General features: G+C 54.3%; 21 protein-coding genes. 12 read left to right on the top strand and 9 right to left on the bottom strand.

Annotated elements, in window-relative coordinates; translation table 11 throughout:
* Positions 1–132: 132 nt before the first annotated feature.
* The 5 genes from RD1_RS19585 to RD1_RS19605 all read left to right on the top strand — a co-directional run bounded on the left by RD1_RS19585 (position 133) and on the right by RD1_RS19605 (position 4,786).
* Positions 133–1,488, top strand: a complete 1,356-nt coding sequence (locus RD1_RS19585; protein ID WP_011655380.1) for a ParA family protein — start codon at positions 133–135, stop codon at positions 1,486–1,488.
* A complete protein-coding gene (locus RD1_RS19590) occupies positions 1,485–2,507 on the top strand; it encodes a ParB N-terminal domain-containing protein (RefSeq protein WP_011655381.1) in 1,023 nt (340 codons plus the stop codon). Before RD1_RS19585 ends, RD1_RS19590 begins: the two co-directional genes overlap by 4 nt.
* Positions 2,508–2,747: 240 nt before the next feature.
* A complete protein-coding gene (repC, locus tag RD1_RS19595; protein ID WP_011655382.1) occupies positions 2,748–4,061 on the top strand; it encodes a plasmid replication protein RepC in 1,314 nt (437 codons plus the stop codon).
* A 75-nt stretch (positions 4,062–4,136) separates the two neighbouring features.
* Positions 4,137–4,367: a type II toxin-antitoxin system VapB family antitoxin gene (locus RD1_RS19600; protein WP_011655383.1), complete on the top strand. Its 231-nt coding sequence runs from the start codon at positions 4,137–4,139 to the stop codon at positions 4,365–4,367.
* Entirely contained in the window at positions 4,364–4,786 is a 423-nt protein-coding gene (locus tag RD1_RS19605; RefSeq protein ID WP_011655384.1) for a type II toxin-antitoxin system VapC family toxin, read from the top strand. The genes RD1_RS19600 and RD1_RS19605 overlap by 4 nt, the downstream gene beginning before the upstream one ends.
* A 205-nt stretch (positions 4,787–4,991) precedes the next feature.
* Here the strand turns inward: RD1_RS19605 and RD1_RS19610 are convergent, their stop codons facing one another.
* Complete coding sequence (locus RD1_RS19610; RefSeq protein ID WP_011655385.1) at positions 4,992–5,297, bottom strand: hypothetical protein; 306 nt, start codon at positions 5,295–5,297, stop codon at positions 4,992–4,994.
* A 53-nt stretch (positions 5,298–5,350) separates the two neighbouring features.
* Entirely contained in the window at positions 5,351–6,565 is a 1,215-nt protein-coding gene (locus RD1_RS19615) for a tyrosine-type recombinase/integrase (RefSeq protein ID WP_011655387.1), read from the bottom strand.
* A gap of 124 nt (positions 6,566–6,689) precedes the next feature.
* Between RD1_RS19615 and RD1_RS19620 the strand changes: the two genes are divergently transcribed.
* From RD1_RS19620 to RD1_RS19650, 7 genes are all read left to right on the top strand, one after another.
* Complete coding sequence (locus tag RD1_RS19620) at positions 6,690–7,652, top strand: DUF1403 family protein (RefSeq protein ID WP_011655388.1); 963 nt, start codon at positions 6,690–6,692, stop codon at positions 7,650–7,652.
* Positions 7,649–8,278: an SMC-Scp complex subunit ScpB gene (locus tag RD1_RS19625; RefSeq protein WP_011655389.1), complete on the top strand. Its 630-nt coding sequence runs from the start codon at positions 7,649–7,651 to the stop codon at positions 8,276–8,278. The genes RD1_RS19620 and RD1_RS19625 overlap by 4 nt, the downstream gene beginning before the upstream one ends.
* 202 nt (positions 8,279–8,480) lie before the next feature.
* The gene (locus RD1_RS20525) at positions 8,481–9,080 is read left to right on the top strand and encodes a DUF433 domain-containing protein (protein ID WP_050759150.1); all 600 of its coding nucleotides are present in this window, start codon (positions 8,481–8,483) and stop codon (positions 9,078–9,080) included.
* Positions 9,081–9,089: 9 nt separating this feature from the next.
* Positions 9,090–9,470 (top strand): DUF5615 family PIN-like protein, encoded by a 381-nt coding sequence (locus RD1_RS19635; RefSeq protein WP_044033566.1) that lies wholly within the window; start codon positions 9,090–9,092, stop codon positions 9,468–9,470.
* A gap of 154 nt (positions 9,471–9,624) precedes the next feature.
* Positions 9,625–12,171 (top strand): TerB N-terminal domain-containing protein, encoded by a 2,547-nt coding sequence (locus RD1_RS19640; protein ID WP_011655392.1) that lies wholly within the window; start codon positions 9,625–9,627, stop codon positions 12,169–12,171.
* On the top strand, positions 12,149–13,456 hold the full coding sequence (locus RD1_RS19645; RefSeq protein ID WP_011655393.1) for an ATP-binding protein: 1,308 nt from the start codon (positions 12,149–12,151) through the stop codon (positions 13,454–13,456). The genes RD1_RS19640 and RD1_RS19645 overlap by 23 nt, the downstream gene beginning before the upstream one ends.
* Before the next feature lie 2 nt (positions 13,457–13,458).
* Positions 13,459–15,639 (top strand): DEAD/DEAH box helicase, encoded by a 2,181-nt coding sequence (locus RD1_RS19650; protein WP_011655394.1) that lies wholly within the window; start codon positions 13,459–13,461, stop codon positions 15,637–15,639.
* 138 nt (positions 15,640–15,777) lie between these two features.
* Here RD1_RS19650 and RD1_RS19655 read toward each other — a convergent pair whose 3' ends face one another.
* From RD1_RS19655 to RD1_RS19685, 7 genes are all read right to left on the bottom strand, one after another.
* Positions 15,778–16,332: a hypothetical protein gene (locus RD1_RS19655; RefSeq protein WP_143090276.1), complete on the bottom strand. Its 555-nt coding sequence runs from the start codon at positions 16,330–16,332 to the stop codon at positions 15,778–15,780.
* A complete protein-coding gene (locus RD1_RS19660; protein WP_011655396.1) occupies positions 16,322–17,440 on the bottom strand; it encodes an SAVED domain-containing protein in 1,119 nt (372 codons plus the stop codon). Before RD1_RS19660 ends, RD1_RS19655 begins: the two co-directional genes overlap by 11 nt.
* A 1-nt stretch (position 17,441) precedes the next feature.
* Positions 17,442–17,933, bottom strand: a complete 492-nt coding sequence (locus RD1_RS19665; RefSeq protein WP_216290048.1) for a Mov34/MPN/PAD-1 family protein — start codon at positions 17,931–17,933, stop codon at positions 17,442–17,444.
* Complete coding sequence (locus RD1_RS19670) at positions 17,908–19,581, bottom strand: ThiF family adenylyltransferase (protein ID WP_171960019.1); 1,674 nt, start codon at positions 19,579–19,581, stop codon at positions 17,908–17,910. Before RD1_RS19670 ends, RD1_RS19665 begins: the two co-directional genes overlap by 26 nt.
* A 68-nt stretch (positions 19,582–19,649) precedes the next feature.
* Complete coding sequence (locus RD1_RS19675; protein ID WP_011655399.1) at positions 19,650–20,885, bottom strand: nucleotidyltransferase domain-containing protein; 1,236 nt, start codon at positions 20,883–20,885, stop codon at positions 19,650–19,652.
* Positions 20,886–20,950: 65 nt separating this feature from the next.
* Complete coding sequence (locus tag RD1_RS21460) at positions 20,951–21,181, bottom strand: WGR domain-containing protein (protein ID WP_044033569.1); 231 nt, start codon at positions 21,179–21,181, stop codon at positions 20,951–20,953.
* Positions 21,171–21,989 carry a WYL domain-containing protein gene (locus RD1_RS19685; RefSeq protein WP_011655401.1) on the bottom strand — a complete coding sequence of 273 codons (819 nt, stop codon included), beginning with the start codon at positions 21,987–21,989 and terminating at the stop codon, positions 21,171–21,173. Before RD1_RS19685 ends, RD1_RS21460 begins: the two co-directional genes overlap by 11 nt.
* Between the last annotated feature and the right edge of the window lie 12 nt (positions 21,990–22,001).

The following is a 22,001-nucleotide window of genomic DNA, read 5'->3' on the forward strand; positions in this document are numbered from 1 at the left end:
TCACCGCATCCTAGCCTTATCATTCGCTTGTATCCGCCTAGGGAAACGATATATTGGCTTTTTCCACTTAATCGTTATACTGTGATTGAGAAATCGATTCTAAGTCGGAACAACCGACAGCAAGCAGGCAGCATGAGTGGTAACCTAGAGCAATTTTTGACTGATCTATCTCGTGGTCTTGACCGCACGATGGTGTCGGTGAACAAGGAGTTGACCTTACGTACCCGCATTCAACGGAAGTGGTCGATGCGCCAGTGCGCGCGCTTCCTGAATGTCGGCATCACCTATCTGAACAAGTTCGCCAAATCCACTGCTGATTTTCCCCAGGGAGAGTACGTTGGCCGCGAACGCGTATTTACGATTGAAGAGCTGATGCATATGCGAGCTCTTTTCGCTGAAACAGCGAAGCGTCCTTACGACTATCTCGCTTGGCGCAAGCCCGAAGATCCTTTGCCGGTGATCTCTTTCGCCAGCCAGAAAGGTGGTACCGCAAAGTCTTTAACAGCCGCTCATTTTGCTCAGTATCTAAGCCTGAACTACGGTATGCGAGTTGGTGTCATGGACGCTGATCCGCAAAGTACGATCACCCTGTACTTTGTTGGCGGCGAGGGACTTCCCGCAATGCCGACCGAAGACACAGCGTCCATGGTCGATTTTGCGGGACTTTTTCCAAACGGTGACAAGTCATACACAGATTATGACGCCGAAGAGTTAGACAGCTTTTTCTTGAGGACGTCTTGGCCTGGTTTGAGGCTAGTACCAGCGCATGGTGAGACGTCTGAGGGTGAGATCCAGATTGCAAGGCTTGTCAGTGAGCGGCCAAAAGGAAAAAACTTCTATCGTTTTCTCAGGGACTCTATCGAAAGATGGCGTGACGGCCATGTTCCGCAGACTGAGCCAAATGAACTGGCCAGTGATGGCGTACTCGACCGAGAAAAGTTTGATGCAGCCCTGAATGAAACGCTTGACTGTATCGTAATCGACTACCAGCCAGCTCTGACATTATTTCAGTTAAACAACGTCGTTGCGTCCTCTTCTTTAGTCATTCCTCAAACGATGAAAGGTTTCGACATTGCGACGCTTTCGACGTTTGTAAATGGGCTTCTTGGAATGCTGCAGCATATCCTTCGCAACGAACGTATTGATATCGGGTCAGGCGCAAACATGCTTCTTCCAACAATCGTCCAACGTACCAACAACCAAGACCTTGATCAGATTTCCAACTTATTGGAGCATTGCCCAGCGGAAATTCTCCCCGTTTTCTATCTTCGATCGGATTCGATTTCCAATGCCTCTGACGTGTATCAGTCCGTTTATGAGTACCAAGCGGATACACCTGGTAAGCGGAAGGGCATTGAGCGATTCATCACAAACGCAGATGCAGTCAATGACGCGATCGTGTCGAGGCTATGGCCCGGTCGTGAGCGCGGCTATGCCGATAAGTGGATGGACGACTTCTATCAAGACGATGAAGAGGTGGGGAAATGAAGAGAGGCATCAAGCGTTCGCTAGTGCGGCCAGTTAAGCCAGCCGATCCCTTTGAAAGTCCGGAAGGCGAACAAAGCCTACCCGAAGCTAAACCCGAGGTCCTGTCTCAAACAAAAGCTTCAGGTGGCGCGGGAAGTGCATGGAAGGCCGGTGCAGTTGCGCAGGCGCAAGCTGGCCTGGACGAAGCACGAGAGAAGCTCGCGATAGATATCATGGCCGGCGACCACGTGATCGAGATCGATCCTGACGCGTTGACGGACCCTATCGGCTCTGACCGCCGTGCCAATTGGATGGAGCATGATGACTTCTTGACTTTCGTTGAGAGCATTCGCGAAAACGGTCAGGACATGCCAATATTGGTTTGGCCTAAAGATCCCGAATGGCGTCCAGATCAAATTGATCCCGAGAATCTTGAACGCGTTCAATTTCTAATTCTTGCGGGGCGTAGAAGAACTGAAGCAGCACGAAAAATTGGCCGGAAAGTCCGTGCCGTCATAGCCTCCCAAAGTGGCAGGGGCAGTGCTGAATCAACGTTCAACATGCTTGTCTTGCGGTTTCGGGAAAACGACGAACGAGAAGATCTTAGCGCGTTTGAGCGATTGCTGTCTATCGGGCAAATGTTTGAAGAGCTTACCAGTGCCTCTAAGTCGAAAATAAAGGCAAAAGTATTCGCAGAGCGCATTGGAGTTCACGAGAGCTTAGTGTCGCGTGCCCGAGCGGTTTCAGATGCAAGAGAAGAAATCTTGAGCACGTTCAAGAACGCCTACGAGATGAGTTTTCGCCAACTTCAGGAAGCTCTAGCAGCGATAAGCGATGATACTACCCAAAAGAAGACGAGGTCAAAGAGGCCAAGGAAGCTTCTTGTGACACGGAAGGTTGGCGCGCGAAATTTATCGTTATCTACACAAGGTGGGCGGCTTGCAGTTAGCGCGCCTGGAATGAATTTAGATAAGCAAGCTCTAGAAGGGTTAGGCGATGTGATCGCTACTTATCTGCAAGAACATGGGTCGAAGAAATGAAACGCTCACCTGCAACGGCAGGAAAAGGCGCGCGACCCCAATTGAGGCACAGAGCAGAGAGGAACATCACGTGATCTAACGGCAAAAGAAAAGCCCCCAAACCTTGCGGTATGAGAGCTTATCTGTAGTGTTTTGCAGCCTTATAGATAGCCATCCCGCGCATCGATGTCAACTTTAACACCGATTTGGTGAACGGATTTCTTTTGCCTTCATTCAACTGATGGAGGTGGAACAACACTCATGACACATACAGGTTGGCGCAAGCCGACACCGGGCCTTGTAGCTGCTGAAAAGCTCGCACAAGCCGGTGAACACTTATCTATACCCAAAACACGGGCAATCGTTGCAGCCAAGAAAGTGGCGGCGGCGATCGGACTCAAGTCCCAGGATCTGCTTCTGCTGGATACTTTTGGCGCGGTCACGCAGCCACAGGACTGGGAGCAGGGCAAGCGGCCCATCGTCTGGGCCTCGAATAACTTTCTCATGGAGCAGACCGGATTTTCATTGGCCACGCTCAAGCGGCACGCCCGCAGGCTGTGCGAGGCTGGCCTGATTGCCTTCAAGGACAGCCCCAACGGCAAGCGCTACGGTCGCCGTGACGAAGATGGCGTCATTGTTGAGGCCTACGGCTTCGACCTAGCGCCTCTGGCGGCCCGTACGGTAGAATTTGAAGCCCTGCATGCCCAGCTGCTCGAAGAGCGTCAGCTCTGCAAGTCCCTGCGCAACACGATCACGGTCATGCGGCGTGTGATCCGCGCCAAGATTGAGAAAGCCCTGGAAAGCCGTCTGAAGGGTCCTTGGCGCGATCTGCAGGATGAGTTCTCCTTGATGCTCGAGCGGCTTCCCAAGCGCTCTACAGGCACCAACAAGCTGATCGACATCGTCGACTGGTTTAAATCTCTGCAGGCGCGCGTGGAGGCTGCTTTCGAAGCTGCATTTGATTGGCCAGAGGAGTCTGATGCAAATCTCTCGCCTCAGGAGCATGAATCAGAATCTAATATTGTTTCACTTTATAAAAATATGAACCCCAGCGGGGTCAACAATGAGCCCCACATACTAACTACAACTCAACTTGATCCTGTAAAAAGTAATCGCTTTGAAACAAAGCACGCGGAGGCAACACCACCAGAATTACCACCCACAGAGCAGGTTGAAAAGTCGCAAGAGGTTGATTTGGATATCGAGTGGAGCACCCATACCGGCAAACGAACGTCCGATGTGGATATCCCTATGCTGATGCTGACCTGTCCACAATTTGCGGAGCTCGCGCGGGACATGGAAGGGTATATTCGAGACTGGAACGGGGTGCACCGGGCCGCCGGGAAAGTCAGACCGATGGTTGGAATCTCGGAAAGCGCCTGGAATGTCGCCCAGCAGACGCTCGGACCGGCCGTTGCCGCCGCAGCGCTCGCCCTTATTTACGACAAACATGCCACCGGTGAGGTTTCATCGCCCGGCGGCTATCTGCGCGGCATGGTGGAGAAGGCGATGGTCGGAGAATTGCACCTTGATCGCAGTTTTTATGGCCGGTTGGGCGAGAGAGCAGGGGCGTAGTGATGGCCTATGCTTGTGATATGCCGCCGTCTGGCATATATCGGTGATAGACCAATTGGGTAAAAGGAGACTCATATGACCGCAATCGCAAAACTGTTCACCAATGGACGCAGCCAAGCCGTGCGGATTCCGAAGGATTTCGCCTTTCACGGTATCGATGAGGTTTCGGTCCGTAAGATCGGGAACAAGCTGGTGTTGGAACCGATCCGCAAGACATGGACCAGCCTGGCCGACGAAGAGCCCGCGGCGGCGGATTTCATGGCGGAGCGTCCCGACTTGCTGAACCCAGACAGAGTCAAGTTTTGACGCTCTACATGCTCGATACGGACATTTGCAGCTATCTGATGCGTGAGCATCCGGCGGCGGTGTTACGAGCAATGGAAAAGCAGGTCGAGGCGGGGGAGGATATCTGCATTTCCGTGATTACTTACTCGGAACTGCGCCTCGGGGCGGCCCGGTCTCAGGCGCGTGCTAAATATGACGGTTTGATCGATGCGCTGTCTGACCGGCTCGACTTCATCGCGGATTGGTCGACGAAAGAAGCTGATCGGTTTGCAGACGTTCAGTCCCATTTGCTGGGGCAAGGGGCCCCGATTGGTGCCAATGACACGATGATCGCCGCCCATGCTCTGTCGCTGGGGGCAGTCTTGGTCACGAATAACCAACGTCATTTTTCTAAGATCGAAGAACTGGTGCTGGAAAACTGGCTGGACCAATCTGATTAGATGCCAACCTTGCTTCTACGGTCCCCTGACCGTCCGCAAGGCGACCCCGAAGAGTGAAAGACAGTAGTTTTGAGTCAACACTTACCGTTTAAGGCCAAACATTGAGGCCCAATTCTCGGCGGTCATTCCCTTGTGATAGTCCTTTTGCATCTCCACATCCAGAAGCTCTACCAGGAGTCGGTTTTCATGCCAGACCTCGACACAATCAAACGGCCCACGGTTGCAGAGTGACGATTTCGGAACTGCTCAGTATGGCGCACAACGCCACATGGACGAACGTAGAGCTGGCATCACGCGTTTTGATTTCACAGGATACTTGCTCTACGCCAGCCTCAAGCACATGGGTTGTTGGATAGACCTCAATTGCTATGCCATCATCTTCAGCAGCGCAGGCGATCCAGCAGTCAGGGAACGGCGGAAAGGGCATGGCAACGCCGCCCATGAGCTGAGCGAGAAAGGTCGCAACACTTTCAGGATCATTGGCGTAAATAGACAGGTGCAGAAGGCTCATGACGCATTGCTATCCCGGTTTTCAAATGTCCGAAAAGTTCGTGATACTGACCGTTAGAGCCCAACCGCTTTGGTCAGATTCACCCGGAATCGGTCGCGGCGGCGCTGATAGCGACGGGTCATCTCTGCCGACGCGTGCCCCAATTGCTTCTGGACATAGCGTTCGTCAACTTCCGCGCCGGAGGCGAGACCGGCCCTCAGGGAGTGACCTGCAAAGAACTTCGCGCGCTCTTCGTCCGAGAGTTTTGAGAGGGCAGGGCGGTCAAGGCCAACGCCGGTTTCCAGAACCAGGCGCTTGATCAGACGTACGACGTGCTTGTCGGAGAGTCGCTCGGGCCCAATTCTGGAATTGTCCCGAAAAACCTGCCGGAACACCGAACCGACGTCGATCTTGGCATAGTGCAGCCATTGCTCGAGGGCATAAACGGGGCAGGTCTGGTCGGCGGATCCGCGGCCGATCTCAACCTCGCGCCAGCCGGTTTTGCCCTTGATGTGCAGCACCGCTCCGCCTTCGAGGATTTCGACCCAGCCGCGGCCGTCGTCACTCTCGTCCTTGCCGACATCGAGACCGACGATCTCGGTGCGGCGTAGTCCGCCAGCATAGCCGATGAGAAGAATGGCGCGGTCGCGGAGATCCCGCAGGGAGTATGAGAGGGCGCCGACCATTGCGAGCACGTCCTCGATCAGCACAGCTTCTTTCTGTGTCGGCGGTTTGGCGTGGTGTCGCTTGATCCCGGCCCAGACCGAGGCGATGTGACGATCCTTCATGTCGAGCGCAAGACCTCGCTGGCGATAGTTTGCGGCGAGGCCGGACAGGCGGCGCTCGATCGTGGAGACGGAGAGGGCAGGGGAGCCGTCCTGCGGCTTGGCGCAGTCAGAGATATAGAGCCCGATCACGGCGGGGGAGGGGACCAGAGCGTCCACACCCTTGCGCCGGCACCAGCCGGTAAAATGCTTCCAGTCGGCCTTGTAGGCCTTATTGGTGTTCTCGGCTGTGGCGGCTTCGGCATAGTCACGGGCCTGGTCGATAAGGCGGTCGAGAGAGCCGGATCCCGCAACATGGTCGGGCAGCGCGATGTCTTGCGCGCTTGTTTCTTCCTTCTCGGCAGGATCGGACAGGAGTTCATCAGGATCGATGTCTAGCAGAACTTCGCCAGCAGGCGCTGTGTCGTCGTGCTGAGCATCAGAAGATCGGCTGTTGGACGCCGCCGTCAAAATCTCAGCCTCGGGGGTCGTTTTGGTACCGTTATTTATGAGATTGTCCGTCATTTTTGCAGCCTACATTTATATGTCCGATAAGGCAAACTTATTGGACGTAAAGAAGAGCTCTAAGGTGGGGCGGTTTATGTGCTATTTGATGGATATAACCGCCGCGGTGAGATAGTGTTCCAGCATGACCTTTCAGCCTGCTGCACTCTCTGACGACTTGAAGACTCTACCCAAGCTGCCAGGCTGGGTCACCTCTACTCGTGCTGAAACCCTTGAAACTGTGGCTTTTCGGTCCGGAGCCGCCCTGACCGTGTTGGATGGGTTGGTCTCTGATCCGAAGCACGGTGTGCCGGTCAAACTGTTCGCCAATCACTTGGCGTTGAAAGCAGCCACGGCAACCTCAAAGCTGGAGGGACGCTTGGCGCGGGAAGCCGATATCCGCGATGCCTATTATTTGACGCCGCCGGGGGAGGCACGTGGTCCGGACGGTGATCTGCTGGCCTTTTGGCGCGAGGCTGCGCAAATGCGAATGAGCAGCAGGGAATGGCAGGCTGAGCTGCGCGGCCTTGTCGGCCCGGACGCCGTGGCTGAAGCTGACAATTCGCTCACGGCCACCGTGGCTCATGCCAAGGCTCACGGGCCACTAGCTGGCTGCGTTTCGGCAATGCGCGCGGTTTTGGAGGTGGATGATCGGGGCGAGCGGATCGCCTGTCTACTCTCCGATGTGGTTTTGGCCCGCGCCCTGAACTGGACGACAGTGTTGCCGGTTTCAGGACTGCGCCTCACGAAAGGGATGTTGCGAGACCTCGTTGCGGACGGGCAGGGGGCGGAATTGAAGGTTCAGCAGCGTCTCCTTGAGTCTGTCGAAGATACAATCCGCCAGGCGCGTGACCTCTCATCCAAATCAGTGGCATTGAAGGCTGTTGCGCCGAAATTGCGCGCCAAAGGATCAGACGCAGCGGTTGCATTGTTCCTGTCTGAGGGTACGGTCGCGCCGCCGTTGATGTTGTCGCCAATGATCCGTGGCACTACCATCCCCATGACCGACCGGGCTGCGCGTCGTTTCTGTGATCGGCTGGTCGAACTCGGGGTCGCGCGCGAGCTGACCGGGCGGCCGACGTTTCGCCTGTACGGTATTGCATCATGACTGTTGCGGCCAAACGGAAACTCTTGAGGGGGCAGGGCGGTTCGGCAAGCGAAAGCGTATTCGACCGGGAGCTCGTGGATTTGCCGCAAGAGCTGCGCTGGCGCGAATGGATGGGGCGGATTGAGGCGGAGCTCTTTGCCAGTGCCTCGCCTGTCGGCCGCGAGGACCTCACGCGCGTCGTGGGGGAGGGGGCGTCGGTTGAGATGTTGATCGACGACATCCAGGCCGAACTGGTTGGTCGACCCTATGAGCTGGCCGAGGTTTCCGGCGGGTGGATGTTCCGCACCAAAACCCAGTTTGCCGAGGCAATCAAGGCCGCGGCTAACCTGGGTGATCAATCGCTGGCCTTCACCGAGATGGAGATGGGCGTGCTCTGCGCCATCGCCTATCATCAGCCCATCGACTGGGCAGGCCTCAAGGATATCTTTGGCAAGGAGGTCAGCCGTGATCTGCTGGCACGGCTGCGCTTCAAGGAACTGATTGCGTCGGGACCGAGGGCACCTCGGCCGGGCGCGCCGCATACGTTTGTGACGACGCCGGAGTTTCTGGCGACGTTTGATCTTCAAAGCTTGCGGGACTTGCCTGATCTCGATCTTGGCGTTGGCGACAAAAATGTAGACGCCTGAATTCTGCGAGGCTGGGCCTCCACGCTTTCAATTGGTCGGGCTTTGACTTTCAATCAGTCGGAGGTGTGAGTGGTCGCATCTGGTTTCTTAGATGGTACGGCATGCTACGTGAAGTAACAGGAGTGGTTCGTCGCTCGATCCACCCCAAAAACCTTGACAAAACGGTCTAGACCCCTTAATTATCCCCCCGAAGGGAAAGATTATGGCTATGCGAGTTTCAGCAGACCTCACAATCAAAGAAGCGGCACATCTTTCTGGCGTGGCCGCAAGGCGTATCGAGAAAGACTGCGAAGAGGGGATCGTGCCAAGGCGTAAGACGAAGCTTTGGATGCGGGAAACGCTGGCAGCGCATGTGCCGATGCATGCGGTCGCCTATGCGCGAGCGATGCACTCGCTTGACGGAATCAAGATGGAAAAGAAATCCAAGCAAAGAGTTTGGAGATTCCTACGAAGCTCGAAAAAAGCCAAATTTGGTAGTCTTGAGCTGTCTCCTGGCTTGATGCTCAATCTCGATCCTCTTGTTTCAGAGGTATGGGGCCGTACGCGTGTTTATCTTGAAACGAGGCGCGAGCATTTGGTCGTTGACCCAGAGATTTTTGGCGGCGAACCGATCTTAAAGGGAACTCGGATAACCTGCCGATCCGTTCTAGGGCGCATCGAAGGTGGTGAGACCTTGGAAGAGCTCGTCGAGGATTACCCTGAGATCAGTATGGAGGCTTTTGAGGCCGCTTTGGTCTATGCAAAGGCACATCCCCCGCGTGGAAGGCCGAGTGCTGGCAAACCTTGGCGAAAAGCCGCATAAGCCTCTTTGATGCGGCTCTTTCTGGACGAATGCCTGTCACCACGCGTGGCAAATGAACTGATGGCGGAAGAGGGCTACTATGTGGTCCATCCGCGCAATCAGGGTGGACTCGGTGAAGCGGACCATACCGTGCTCGCCCGTTGCATCGAAAATAACTTGATAGTTGTCACCGAGAATGCCCGCGACTTCCGAGCGCTCGCAGCGCGAGCTGACATTCACCCAGGGATGATCATCTTGCCATGCCTCGGTAGGGTGCAGGCTAAAGCTTTGATAGGAGCCGCAATCGCTCATCTTGGAACACTTGGCGATCCATCGGACGTTATGGTGAACAAGGTTTTGGAAGCAGAAGCAGACGGGACCTTGACGCTTTATGATTTGCCGGAAGAATAGTACTTGGCGGACACGCGCTAAAGATGCCGATGGCCGATATTAGAGCGCAATCGAATAGTCTTGGAGAATTCGCTTCGATTGCGCTGCTACCTTAGCGATAGTTATTGCATCGAAAAACCTGCGAACTAGTGTGTTTTGTCAGAGGGTTTTGTTAATGTCATCAATTCTAAAATTCTTTCGGGTCGCCTTTTTTTACGCGCTCTATTTTTTGATGTGCATGATTGCTGTGGTGACCGTGTTGCAAGGCTGGCCCGTTGGCGGTCAAATGCTCTTTGCCTTTGGATTGCCTATCGTTTTGGTCTGGTGGCAAGAAAAGAAACGATCACGGAAAGTTCAAGCCAAAGCGCTTGCAGTGGCAAGCGAAAATACACGAGTAACTCAATCTGAGCCAGTGGCCCGCGTCAGTGCCCAAGAAAAACGCATCGAGCGTGAACGAGAGAGAACACGTAAAGCGAATGCTGTTCAATCATCGTCGAAAGCGCCGCCCAAACCACCAAAACAGGACTACGCAGAAATCATGCGTGCTGGCCAGTCTGCTGCTCCAGCACTTTCCGCAATTGCGAAGCGATACGAAAACGCGCGGCCCTCATCTTGGAAGCCGCAATCGAATTCCCGCAAGAATGGTTGGATACCTGCAGCGGACACGGCAACCGTTGCTGGGCGAGACATTGGCGGCATGGTCTATGTAGGGACGCCACCTTTGCTCAATCACCACGGCTATCGCGACAAATGCAGAGCCTACATTGACCCGTCTCTTTCTGTTGCAAGGACAGGGGGCGATAGGGCAGGGGAGGGAATGTCATACTGGCCTGGGTACTCTGACATTTCAGCCCGAAGCAGGGCGACATACCTTGAATGGCTGGCCAGTGGCAGGACTGACCCATCCTACGATCCTGGCTACATGTTCCTGTATTTCTATGGGTTAGAACGAAGGTTCTTCGTCGATCAATCCAACGCTGATGCAAAGGATATCATCACTGAAGTTCGGCGGTTGATTTCGCTCTATCCTGAAAACCATTCGGTGAAGCGATATCTGGGAGAATTTCTTGATATCGCAACACTTGCCGAAACTGAGTTTGAGGCGCTGGAGCCAACCTTTGAACGCCAGGGTTGGGAGCTTCCTTTTTCGCTGAAGTATGCGATTGGCGCGCGTCTTGATAAGGGAGAAAACCTGACTGCAGACTGGGTTCTGAGCTGGTTGATGTGCCATCCAGAAAGCCATTTGCGCACGCCAGCAACGCGGTGCCGTGATGAATTCCTGGCGTTGTTCAAGATACGGTTCGACGATCGCTTTCCAATTGGGCTGAAGGTCAGCAAGCCGCGCAAACACCTCAAAGCAACGTATCGCGCAGCCTCAAGCGAGTTCGAGGGGACACTCAATCCAACAGCCGACGGCAAACCCGTTCCTGATATCTCCGGATTACGAAAGCCGGTCGAGATTGCGCAAGAAGTCGCGGACGAAGTCATAGACGACCTTGATAAGCTGAGCCGCTATCTTGGTCGGAACCCCGAGGGCAGGGGAAGCATTGAAGCGCACGCACTTTTGCCAATAGATCTGTGGTCCCTGTTCCCATCGACAGAAATGGAAGCGCTAAAAGAGTGGGCGAGGGGGATCATGCAGAGCGGCGGACTTGTTCCGCTGGCCGACGTGATCGAGAAGCTCGAAGGACAGCGGAGCGCGAAGATTGGCAAGAGACAGCTGACGGGGGCTGCAGATGCTTTGGCGCGTCTTGGATTTGGGCTGGCACCTGATCCGCGCTTTGCACTGCGTTCACCTAAACCGGAAGAGCCTGTAGTTTTGTTCGATCTCGACGGACAGATCGAAAAACTCGAAGACGTTTCGGCAAGCTATCAGACAGTATTGATGGAGTTGGCCCTTGCCTCATTTGTCGCCCATGCTGACGGTCGTATTGCCGATGCTGAACGCAAAGCGTTGGAGACACAAATCGCATCTGTCGAGGGGCTAAGTGAGCAAGAGCGGTACCGCCTTCAGGCAAATATGGTATGGTTCCTTGCTGTGCCGCCTGACATGACACTGCTGCGCCGCAAACTCAAAGACGTTGGTGTGGAAGACCAAACGGCGATGCGAGCGGCCTTGGTGGGGGCGGCACACGCCGATGGTGTCATCCAATCCGAAGAAGTCGCCAGCATTGAAAAGGTGTACAAGGCATTGGGCCTCGATCCTGCACTCGCCTATTCCGACCTTCACGCCGGAGAGATTGCAGACGCGCCACGCACTGTTCGCGCGGCCCAGCCGGGCAATTCTGGAGAGGCCATTCCTAAACTACAAAAGGCAGCCGGGCCTGTTCTGGACGCATCGCGGATCGCAGCCATCAGATCAGATACGGCGCGGGTGTCTTCTGTCCTAGGGCAGATATTTGACGCTGAGGAAGAAACAGAAGAGGGCAGGGACTCCAAGGGTGCAACACTGTTTACTGGGCTAGATGCAAAACATGGCGCTTTGCTGTTGGATTTGGTGGGTCAAGAGCACTGGACCGAGGACTCGTTCGAGCAGCTTTGCGGGCAGCATGGGTTGATGCCGTCAGGTGCATTGGAGGCTGTAAACGAGTGGGCCTTTGAGACTCATGATGAAGCCTTGCTTGACGAGTATGATGGATATGACGTGTCTCCGGAGATTGCGGATGCGGTAAAACAAAAATTAGAAGGGGAGGGGCGTCATGTCCAAATTGAAGCCACGTGAACGCGATGCAATTGTTCAGGCTTTGCGGGCGGGGGTCGTCCCAAAACTGGGCCTGCGTCATATCCAGGTCGGGCGCGTTCGCGAAATCGAAGAACTTGTGAAGGACATGGAACGCATCGCGGACGGGGGCTCTGCCATCCGTTTTGTTATCGGGGAATATGGATCCGGCAAGACCTTCTTTATGAACTTGATCCGGTTGGTTGCTTTGGAAAAAGGGCTGGTGGTGATGTTCGCTGATCTTGCCCCTGACAGGCGTATTCATGCGACTGGAGGTCAGGCACGTGGCCTCTACGCAGAGATGGCGCGCAACCTGTCAACGCGCACAAAGCCCGATGGTGGTGCCTTGGCCAGTGTGGTTGAACGATTTGTCAGCCAAGCGCACCGAGACGCAGAGGCAAAAGACGTGCCTACGGGCACAATCATTCGCGAGCGCTTGGGCCACTTCGAAGAACTCACTGGCGGTTTTGAATTTGCAGAGGTCATTCGCCGGTATTGGGAAGGCCATGAGAATGGGGATGACGAGCTTAAGTCCGCTGCTCTGCGCTGGCTCAGGGGAGAATTCGCGACCCGAACGGATGCGCGTAAAGCCCTTGGCGTGCGCACGATTATCGATGATGCGAGCGTTTACGATCATCTCAAGCTGATGTCGGCATTTGTGTGCGAGGCGGGTTACAAAGGACTGCTTGTCGGCCTTGATGAAATGGTGAATCTGTTCAAGCTTACATCGTCCCAAGCACGTAATGCGAACTACGAGCAGATCCTGCGCATTTTGAATGACGTGCTTCAGGGTAGTGCCGAGAACCTTGGTTTCTTGATGGGCGGTACGCCAGAGTTCTTAATGAACACGCGCCGCGGACTTTATAGCTACGAGGCCCTTCAATCGCGGCTAGCGGAAAACACTTTTGCCCGTGATGGGCTTGTTGATCTGTCGGGGCCCATTGTGCGGCTCGCAAGCCTGGCACCCGAAGATCTGTTTGTTCTGTTGGCCAATGTCAGGCGCGTGATGCAGGACGATGAAACGGCTTTGCCGGATACAGCGCTGGAAGCCTTTATGAACCATTGCTCGGACCGGATTGGTGAGGCCTATTTCAGGACGCCGCGCAATACCGTCACGGCTTTTGTGAACTTGCTGTCCGTGCTGGAGCAAAACCCAGGTGTTGAATGGAGTGACCTGATCGAAAAGATCGACGTCTCAGAAGATCGAGGGGACGACATGAGCGACGTGGAGGAAACGACTGGTGCTCAGCCTGGTGGTGACGATGATCTGATCAGCTTTAAGCTCTGAGAATGAGCAGCGCCTTTGATCAACTGGCACGGCCCGTCCAGAAGTGGATCAGACAGCAGGGGTGGCGTGAGCTGCGCGACATTCAGGCGCGCGCAATTCGGACTATTTGCGAAAGTGACAACGATCTCATCGTCGCGGCATCGACGGCCGGGGGTAAAACAGAGGCCGCATTTTTCCCGTTGATCTCTCAGGTGCTGGATGCACCCGCAGAAGGCGGCGGGTTCGACGTGCTTTACATCGGGCCACTCAAGGCACTGATCACGGATCAGGCGGGGCGGCTGGAAGGTATCTGCCAAGAGGCGGGGCTTCCAGTGGTGCCGTGGCACGGCGATGTGTCGCAATCAGTCAAAACGCGCGCGATGAAAAATCCCAAAGGGATTCTATTGATCACGCCAGAGTCGCTGGAGGCATTGTTCGTACGTCGGGGCCTGGAAGTCGCGCGCTTGTTCGGTGCAACCCGAGCTGTAGTAATTGATGAGCTGCACACCGTGCTCGATAGTGAGCGCGGGGTGCAATTGCGGTCCCTGCTGACACGTCTTGAGTTGGCGATCAAAAGGCCCATCCGCCGGATTGGACTATCTGCGACGCTTGGGGATATGGATCTCGCCCGCGCTTATCTGCGGCCTGACAATGCGGAAAAGGTCACATTGATCGAAGCAGAGGGCGGAGAAGCGGAACTGAAACTCCAGCTGCGTGGATATCTTTCCGGTGGAGAAGACGACAACACCCCATCTGCCACAGACGCTGTTGCAGCGCATTTGTTCGAGCATCTACGGGGAAGCGACAATCTAGTGTTTGCCGGCGCTCGACAACGTGTTGAAATTTACGCGGACCGTCTGCGCAATCTTTGCGAGCAAGAGCATCTTCCCCAAGAGTTCTATCCGCACCATGCCAGCCTTTCACGCGATCACCGCAGTTTTGTTGAACGGCGCCTGAAAGACAGCAGCAAACCGACCACCGCTGTCTGCACGTCCACTTTAGAGTTGGGTATCGATATCGGTGATGTAACCTGTGTGGCGCAAATTGGCGCACCTTTCACTGTCGCAGCCCTGCGGCAACGTTTAGGGCGTTCGGGGCGCAGAGAGGGCCAACCAGCGATCCTGCGACAATACGCGGTAGAAACGAGACTCACTTCGGATAGCAGCTTTGTGGATCGTCTGAGACTAGGTCTGATCCGGTCCATTGCGATGATTGATCTGTTGCTAGAGGGCTGGTGCGAACCACCTAAATCGCAAGCGCTGCATCTGTCGACACTTGTCCACCAAATCCTTTCAGTGATCGCGCAACGCGGCGGTGCCCCAGCAAATATTCTATACAGCGTGCTGTGCCGCGAAGGGCCATTCCGCCAAGTCACAGTCGCGATGTTCACGGATGTGCTGCGTGCACTCGGGCATCCTGAAATAGCCCTAATAGAACAAACGGAAGGCGGGTTATTGTTGTTGGGCCAAAACGGAGAGCGACTGGTCGAGCATTATAGCTTTTACGCGGTGTTCAAGACCCCCGAGGAGTACCGGCTGGTCTCAAACGGGCGAGATCTTGGAACATTGCCGATCGACAACATCCTCTCACCTGGGATGATGCTCATCTTTTCCGGACGTCGTTGGCTGGTTCAAGAAATCCATGACCGGGAAAAGGTAATTATGGTCAAACCCGCCAAAGCAGGTGTGCCGCCTGTGTTCGGTGGTGATCCGGGTGATATCCATGACAAGGTGATCGCGCGCATGTTCGATGTGTTCGACGCTGATACCAAGCCACTCTACATGGACGCTAATTCGCTTGAAATGCTTGAGGAGGCGCGGCTGAACTATGCGCAGATGGGGTTTACTGACGTGTCCCTAGTCAATTTGGGCGAAGAAACCTCAATCATCGCGACGCGGGTAGGGACAATTAAGACGACGACCCTAGCGCTAGCGCTGAGAGGGTTTGGGTTTTCAGTCGAACAATATGATGGCTTCCTTCAAGTGGAAGCGGGGGATGAAACCCCGCCACTTCCCGAGGTTCTCAAGAGGATTGGAGAAGGCGAAGTCGTTGATCTATTTGCAGGCGCTGGCAACCTGTTGACCGAGAAATTTCATCCGTACTTAACTCGCGAATTGTTGGAACTGGATGCGGTTTCATCGAGGCTGGCACCCAAAAAGCTAGCAGCGGTAGTTGGGGAGTTCCGTTTTTCGACGTTACGTTGATCCAATAGTACGTTACTTCGCTTTTCGACCAGCTCAAGCATAAGATAAGTTCTGAAGCAGTCGCAGAAAATGCGATTAAGATCGCGCGCCGGTTGATCAATCCGTAAGCAAAAGGCCCTAGAATGTCGATGGGCGCATTCAACTACCGCCGACAAGATCACCGCCAAAAAATACGAACAACCCTGGCCATGCGACGCCAAAGATAAATGCAGATACCGAAGTTGCCAATAGAATACGCGTCAACCACAACCAACGGACGCGAGATTTCCAAGCCTCTTCGGCAAGATCATGTGCCGCATTGCATTTAGCGACTATGGCGTCTTTGTCCTGGTTCGCTTCATCTGCCAACCGAGGAGGAGATGCGATTACAGTTGGAAGTGCACCCGCTGCAGTTCTGTACTCTTCCCGATTGAACGCCGATGCCGAGTGGCTCGATTGTGCCAATTCCTCCCTCAATTTCGTCGCAAAAGAAAGACCCGCTGCTGCCATGCCAAGCAGGAAAGCGAAGTATGCCGGCAGCAGCATCAGCAAAGTGTGATTTGGATGCGCCATCCCTGTTGAAAACGACAACAACAGTGCAAGCCCACCAGCTGAAGCTAGTGTTAGCCAGGTCATCCACTGCTTTTCAAACTGGGCTGCGCGCGTACGTGCTTCCAAAGCTCCTTGTTTCATGTCTGAGTAATCAACCTGCATCCCCGCCTCCATTGCCAGATTGATAAAAAATTTCCGGACGGTCGATGCCTGCAACCGGCATGAGAACCGCCCAAGGATAGGCCGGCTTCTTTCCACGCTCGAATTGATACACTGCAACTTCTGGTAAGTTGCGCTTGTCGTAGCGACGACCAAAGTTGAACACGGCACTGTTCGGAGCGGCCATCACCAGATGGATGCGTTTTACGCCAGCCGCGCTCAAGCGCTTTACAACTTCGAGAAATTCCTGAGCAAGGCGATTCTGTTTCGCTTGTGACCAGTGAACGTCCGAGGACATGCCATCAAGCGTGAGCCTCACCACCGGGTGAGGGAAAGTACTCTGCAGATCATTGTCATCAATTGGATAGGAGAAAGCGATAGCCAAAACCGCGTCGGTAGAATTTGAAAGCGCATCGATGCCATCTATTGCAAGCGACAGCCCATCGTCGTCACCTTCAAGATCGCGCCAGGCCTCCTGTGTTCTGTCCCAGTCATATGTCTTGATGTCTCCCTCATCATCAAGAAGTACACCGGTCAGAAAAGTATAAGGGACGGATGTAAGGCCACCATAGACGACTGTAAGGTCGTTACGGTCAATATCTCTGCGATGCTGAAGCACGGACCTATTAGCCGCAGCGATATCGTCCAAAGCACGTTCAGGCTCAATTACCTTCCCGTCCATTCTGCGCCGTAGGTCGAGTAAAACGGGAACAACCTGACCCTCAACCTGCTTTCCAACCGTTCCCTCAAGCGGCGCTCCATCATCATCTCGCAATCCTCTGCCCTCAATCACGACGATGCGCTTTTTGGAGCGTGACTTCGCATCGCCGGCAAACCGAGCAATAGCAAGCCCAAGACCAACGACTATCATCAAGAAGCCTATCCCAAGGATCCAGCCAGCAACGGCATCAATTTTTCCCTGCGCATTGAGATATCCCTCCGGAACCGCGCCGATTGCGATACGCAGCAGTTCGGCGATCAAAGGAACCCCGCCAAAGATCGCAATCAGAAGGGCGACTGCAGTAGTGATTAAGAACCGCTCAATTGCCGAAACGCGGAACCACCAGTCTATCGCTTTGGTTGCGAAACTTTCAAAAAGACGTTTCAACATTTCAAAGCTCCCCTTCAGTCTTGGCATTGGGATCTTCACGCTTGATATTAACCCTGACTGGTTGATGATCGCGCAGGAAGAGGCTGGCACTACAGTCGTACTGCCAAAACCATCTCAGCCGAGAAATGAGCAGCACAGCAAAATCAACACCGCCTGTTCCGTCCACTAAATCCTGCATCGCGTAAATGTCCTGCAGACTGGGGTCGACCGAAAAACCTGGATGAGTGTGCCACTCACCCAGATAGTTGAAGCGGTGATACTCTTTGCCAGTTCGTTCGAAGAACTCCTTTAGCACGAGGTCGTGCTGTTCAGCATCTCTCACGAATTTGCTTCGTGTGCCACTGGTCGCGTCGACAGAGAAATCGAGGATGCGAAATTGCTGATCGGCGATCTGTTCGCCCATGATCATGCCACCGATCTCGCGCCGTTGGGCGCGAAACATGTGCTTGCGCATTTTTCGAACAACATCACTTGGCAGCAGCAGTTGCATCATCACTCTCCTTGGGAGGCCAGTGCTCTTTCAAAATCTCCAACAGCTCTTCTGGCTCCAACGCGTCGCTTGTCTCGCCCCATTGGCCGTCTGGTTTGAGGTCGATAGGCCGAGTATCAAACGGCTGCTCGAACAACCATTCTGATGAGAGCCCAATGACATAAGCCGACATAGGAAAAATCCCGCTATCAGGACGCGCCAGAATATCGGTTACGAGTCGCGTTGCATGTGATGCAATTATCGTGACTTCTGCATCATCTGCGATCAGCGGAGCGCCATCATCGCCTTGTCCATTGTATTGGCCGGCACTTTCAGGCCTGATCCAATCGACACCTTGATCGTTACACCAAACCTCGATTTGACCCCGCGCTGCCAGTGGGACGGGATCCAGGTCTGGACGGGCACGCGCCACAACGCCACCGATCCCACCCGCAAAGACTTCTGCCCAAACCATTGGCTTTTTTTGACGCGTCGCTATCGAGGCGATCATGTTGAAAGCCTTGGGTGAGGCAGTTGCATCGATGAGCAAATCACAATCACCAAGCGCTTCCAACGCGCCAGTCATCGATTCAGCGCTTTCCTGGCCACCTAACGTCATTCGTAGCGCGGTCACATCGGCATTGGGTGCAAGATTTTTGAGGCGGTCTCTCAATGCATGAGACTTGTGAGCACCGGTCTCGTTCAATTCCAACTCATTGCGCACAACATTGCCTGGAAAGAAAATGTCTTCATCGATCAAAAGGAACTTGCCGACGCCGGTGCGGCAGAGACTGGCAGCAATCTTTGATCCCACTGATCCGCAACCGACAATACCTACTTTCTTGTTCGCAAGGTCATCGAATCCGGTTGGCAGACGCTGCCGTTCAGGAGGCACGATTACCATTGAGTAGCTGATCACCTTCCGCGCTTTGGCCTCGCCATAAAGCCAAAACAGCTCCCATTTGTCCTTGTTACCCATTAGCAAATGAGTGGTCGCATCTGTGTCAAAGAGTTCACTCGCAAGGTCTTGGAGTTTCACGCCTTCGAGCACACTTCTAAGATCATCTGCGGAAGTTTTACCGCATGCACCAGACCCCGGCACTCTTACCGCAGTTCCCAATTCCTCGCGGTCGGCTTTTGGCAAAACCAGATCACTGGTCCACAAAGGATCGTCCTTGGACCCAATGTGATTGATCGACGAAATGAATGTAGATGCCGCCTTTCTCTCGGACAGGCTCACAGCCTCGCCAATGTATTCCGGTAAACCGTTAATCGCTTTCACGTCAGACTCGGTCATCAACAACCGGCAGAATTTCGAACGCAAATCGCGACCAAGCGAAGCAATGTGAGCAGAACGCGCATGAACAGTGTCACCACCTTCAAACTGCTCCTCTGCAATTAGCCTATGGGAGCTTGCAACCATGTCTGCGCCGGTTATCGCCGGCCGCCAATTATCTGGCCGATGCTCCAGACAGAGCTCACCATCGGGGCCATATTGATGGAGCGATATGCGAGACTGATCATTTGTGAAAATCATTGGTGGCGCGTCGGGAAAGATGCTCGGATACCTCATCTCGAAACCGAATTCTTCGCCCCTATGCTCAATCTTGAGATCAACGCACATGGCCAATTCCGGGTTGGCCTGCCACTTGCCAACCTGCAGCCAGTCCACACTGCCTTCCAGATCTGCCAGGGCAGCTTTCTCAGACGATAGTCGAGTATTCCTAGACAGCCACCAGATCATGCAAAGCCATCTGGTTTTTTGGGGGTACGGGGTGTATCTGCAAATGACACACTTGGTGCCGAGGACGATGACGCAGCCGCAGCGGCCCCAAGCAGGCTCGATCCACCTGGGTGTGATGGCTGCAAAGCGGCATCGCTTGCTTGATCGGTAATGTCGCGACCCATGCGGTTTGCCAGAACACTCGACATGCGGCGGTATTCAACAAGGCGACCAGCAGAGGAGAAGTCCTCGCGCGCCTGTTCCAGCCATCCGAAAAATGCCTGTGCGCGCTCAGGATACTCTTCCCATTTATCTGCAAAATTTTCGAGCGCATCCGTCGGGTTCTTAATGATGTATCTGACACCATCATGCTCGATGGCCTGTTCCATCCGGCTCAGAATAGACAACAGCGCGTATCCTATCGTCTTCTCACCCTCATAAGTATGGGCTGCCAACGAGGAAATGATAATCGATATTGGTTTGTCCGTAGGGTCGTCTGCGAACACCGTATCGCGATGACGTTTTAAGATCATTATTGCTGATTGCAATGGAGTGCGAACTCGATAGGTCGGGATATCCTCAACGCTCGCCGTTACGCCTTCCGACCGCATCTCATTGAACACCTGTTCGCGCCTGCGAATGAAGACATCTCCCATCCGAGACTTGAACCATTCCGCATACCCACGTGGATTGGAACGGGGCCAATCCTCCGTAATTTCGTAGTACTGCGGAACCTCATTGTCTGTGATTGCTATGGCAGTATCAGCAAACCTGGCATCCAGATTGCGAGCTTCAAGCAAGAGCCGCTGATCGGCCGCATTCGGAATGCAAGGTACAATATCCATGTGAAATTGAGCACCATCGGCATATTCCAGACGCCAACACCTGCGACCTTCATGGACCTCTTTTTTTATACCTTTGTTTTTGCGATACAGCTTAATCTCTTCACCGAGCAGTTCCTTCAAAGCAAACTGTGAGATATTTGACTTGCCCAGAGCGTTCAGTGCGCAGGCGCAATCTACATCGTACTCTTCTTCGTCAGATTGCGGCTTGATAACTGTTCCTAATCGGAACGACCCTTGCACAAACACATCCGGGTCGAAATTCTTCACGCCAGAATCGTCGCGATGCAGCCAGTCACCGAGCGATTTGTAGCTCTTTTCTGCCTGTTCGTAACGGGAATGTGGAATTTCCAATGCCTTTGCGAGCGCTTCTAGATACTTTTCTGCTTGTTTGGTTATCGTGACTGTCATGCCTCATACTACCTCTTGGTTTTGCGCAAGGATGCGTGAACTCTTCATCTTCACTGACCGTCTCCTTAAGGCTTAATAAGATAGCCTCTCGACAGCTTGTCTTTCACCAGGTTGGTGAGCGCCGTTTTCGCTTGAGTTTCATTCCCGCACCAATCAAGCCTACGGCGACCATGAGTCCGCCACCGACCCCACTGTCTTTCGACGCCAGTCTCCCCGAACAGACTTTTGGTCAGCTGGACGCAGTAGAACCTGTCCATGTTCGCGTCTGGATCGACGCGGGCCATATCAACTCTCATCGATCTCCTCCTCGGATATAGGCACGTAATTGCAGCCAACGCATTCAAGCCGCGGGTTCTCCTGATCGAGCCCCCAGCGACGCTTTGTGTAGAATTCGAGTGGCTTGCGAACGCGGATCTCCAGGCACTCGTCTTCAAATCCAAACTCGATCCGAACGACGCGCTTTTGGTCTTGTGTCAGGTCGCGATGCGGCCGCAGCTGTAGAACGGCCCACGTGTACCAGTCATCGTCCCACGGAACGTCCTCTGCATTGCGTCGCTCCGCGAAGGACTGGGTTGGATCGATCCGGGACGGAATAAAGTCGCGAAAGCCCTGGCGGGTATAGCACCAAGCGCGCAGATGGAGGCGCACCCCGTCTGAGGCGAAGCGTAATGGCGCAATCCAACGGGTTTCCGGCTCTGGGTCGCGCATCGATTGGTAGACGATCTTGATCGCCTCACCGGCGAGCAGGGCGCGATAGAGCGGCCTGAAGACACGTACGTTCTGGGTGCGCTGAAGGTCGGGCAAGACATCGTAGAAGGCGCGTTTCTTTCCGCTGAGCAGCTCCTCGAGCTCGTCAGTTGTGGCCCGCCCCGTCAGCCGTGTGAAGCGCTCCGTCGTGTGGTACTTTTTCGAGGAGGCGTCATATTTGAGTGCGTTGGTTTCTGAAGCGTGCAGATAGGTTTTGAAATCCAGAGCGGCCTGAGGGTTCGAGATCCCGAAGCGTTCTATCAACGATCCGCGCGTCGCCGCACCGTCCCAGAAGAGCAGGCGGTCGAGGTATTCTAGTCGCTGTTTTTGGGCATGTTTTAGATCGTCAAAGGCCATGGCTAGAATCTA

Source organism: Roseobacter denitrificans OCh 114 (genome assembly GCF_000014045.1).
GTDB lineage: Bacteria > Pseudomonadota > Alphaproteobacteria > Rhodobacterales > Rhodobacteraceae > Roseobacter > Roseobacter denitrificans.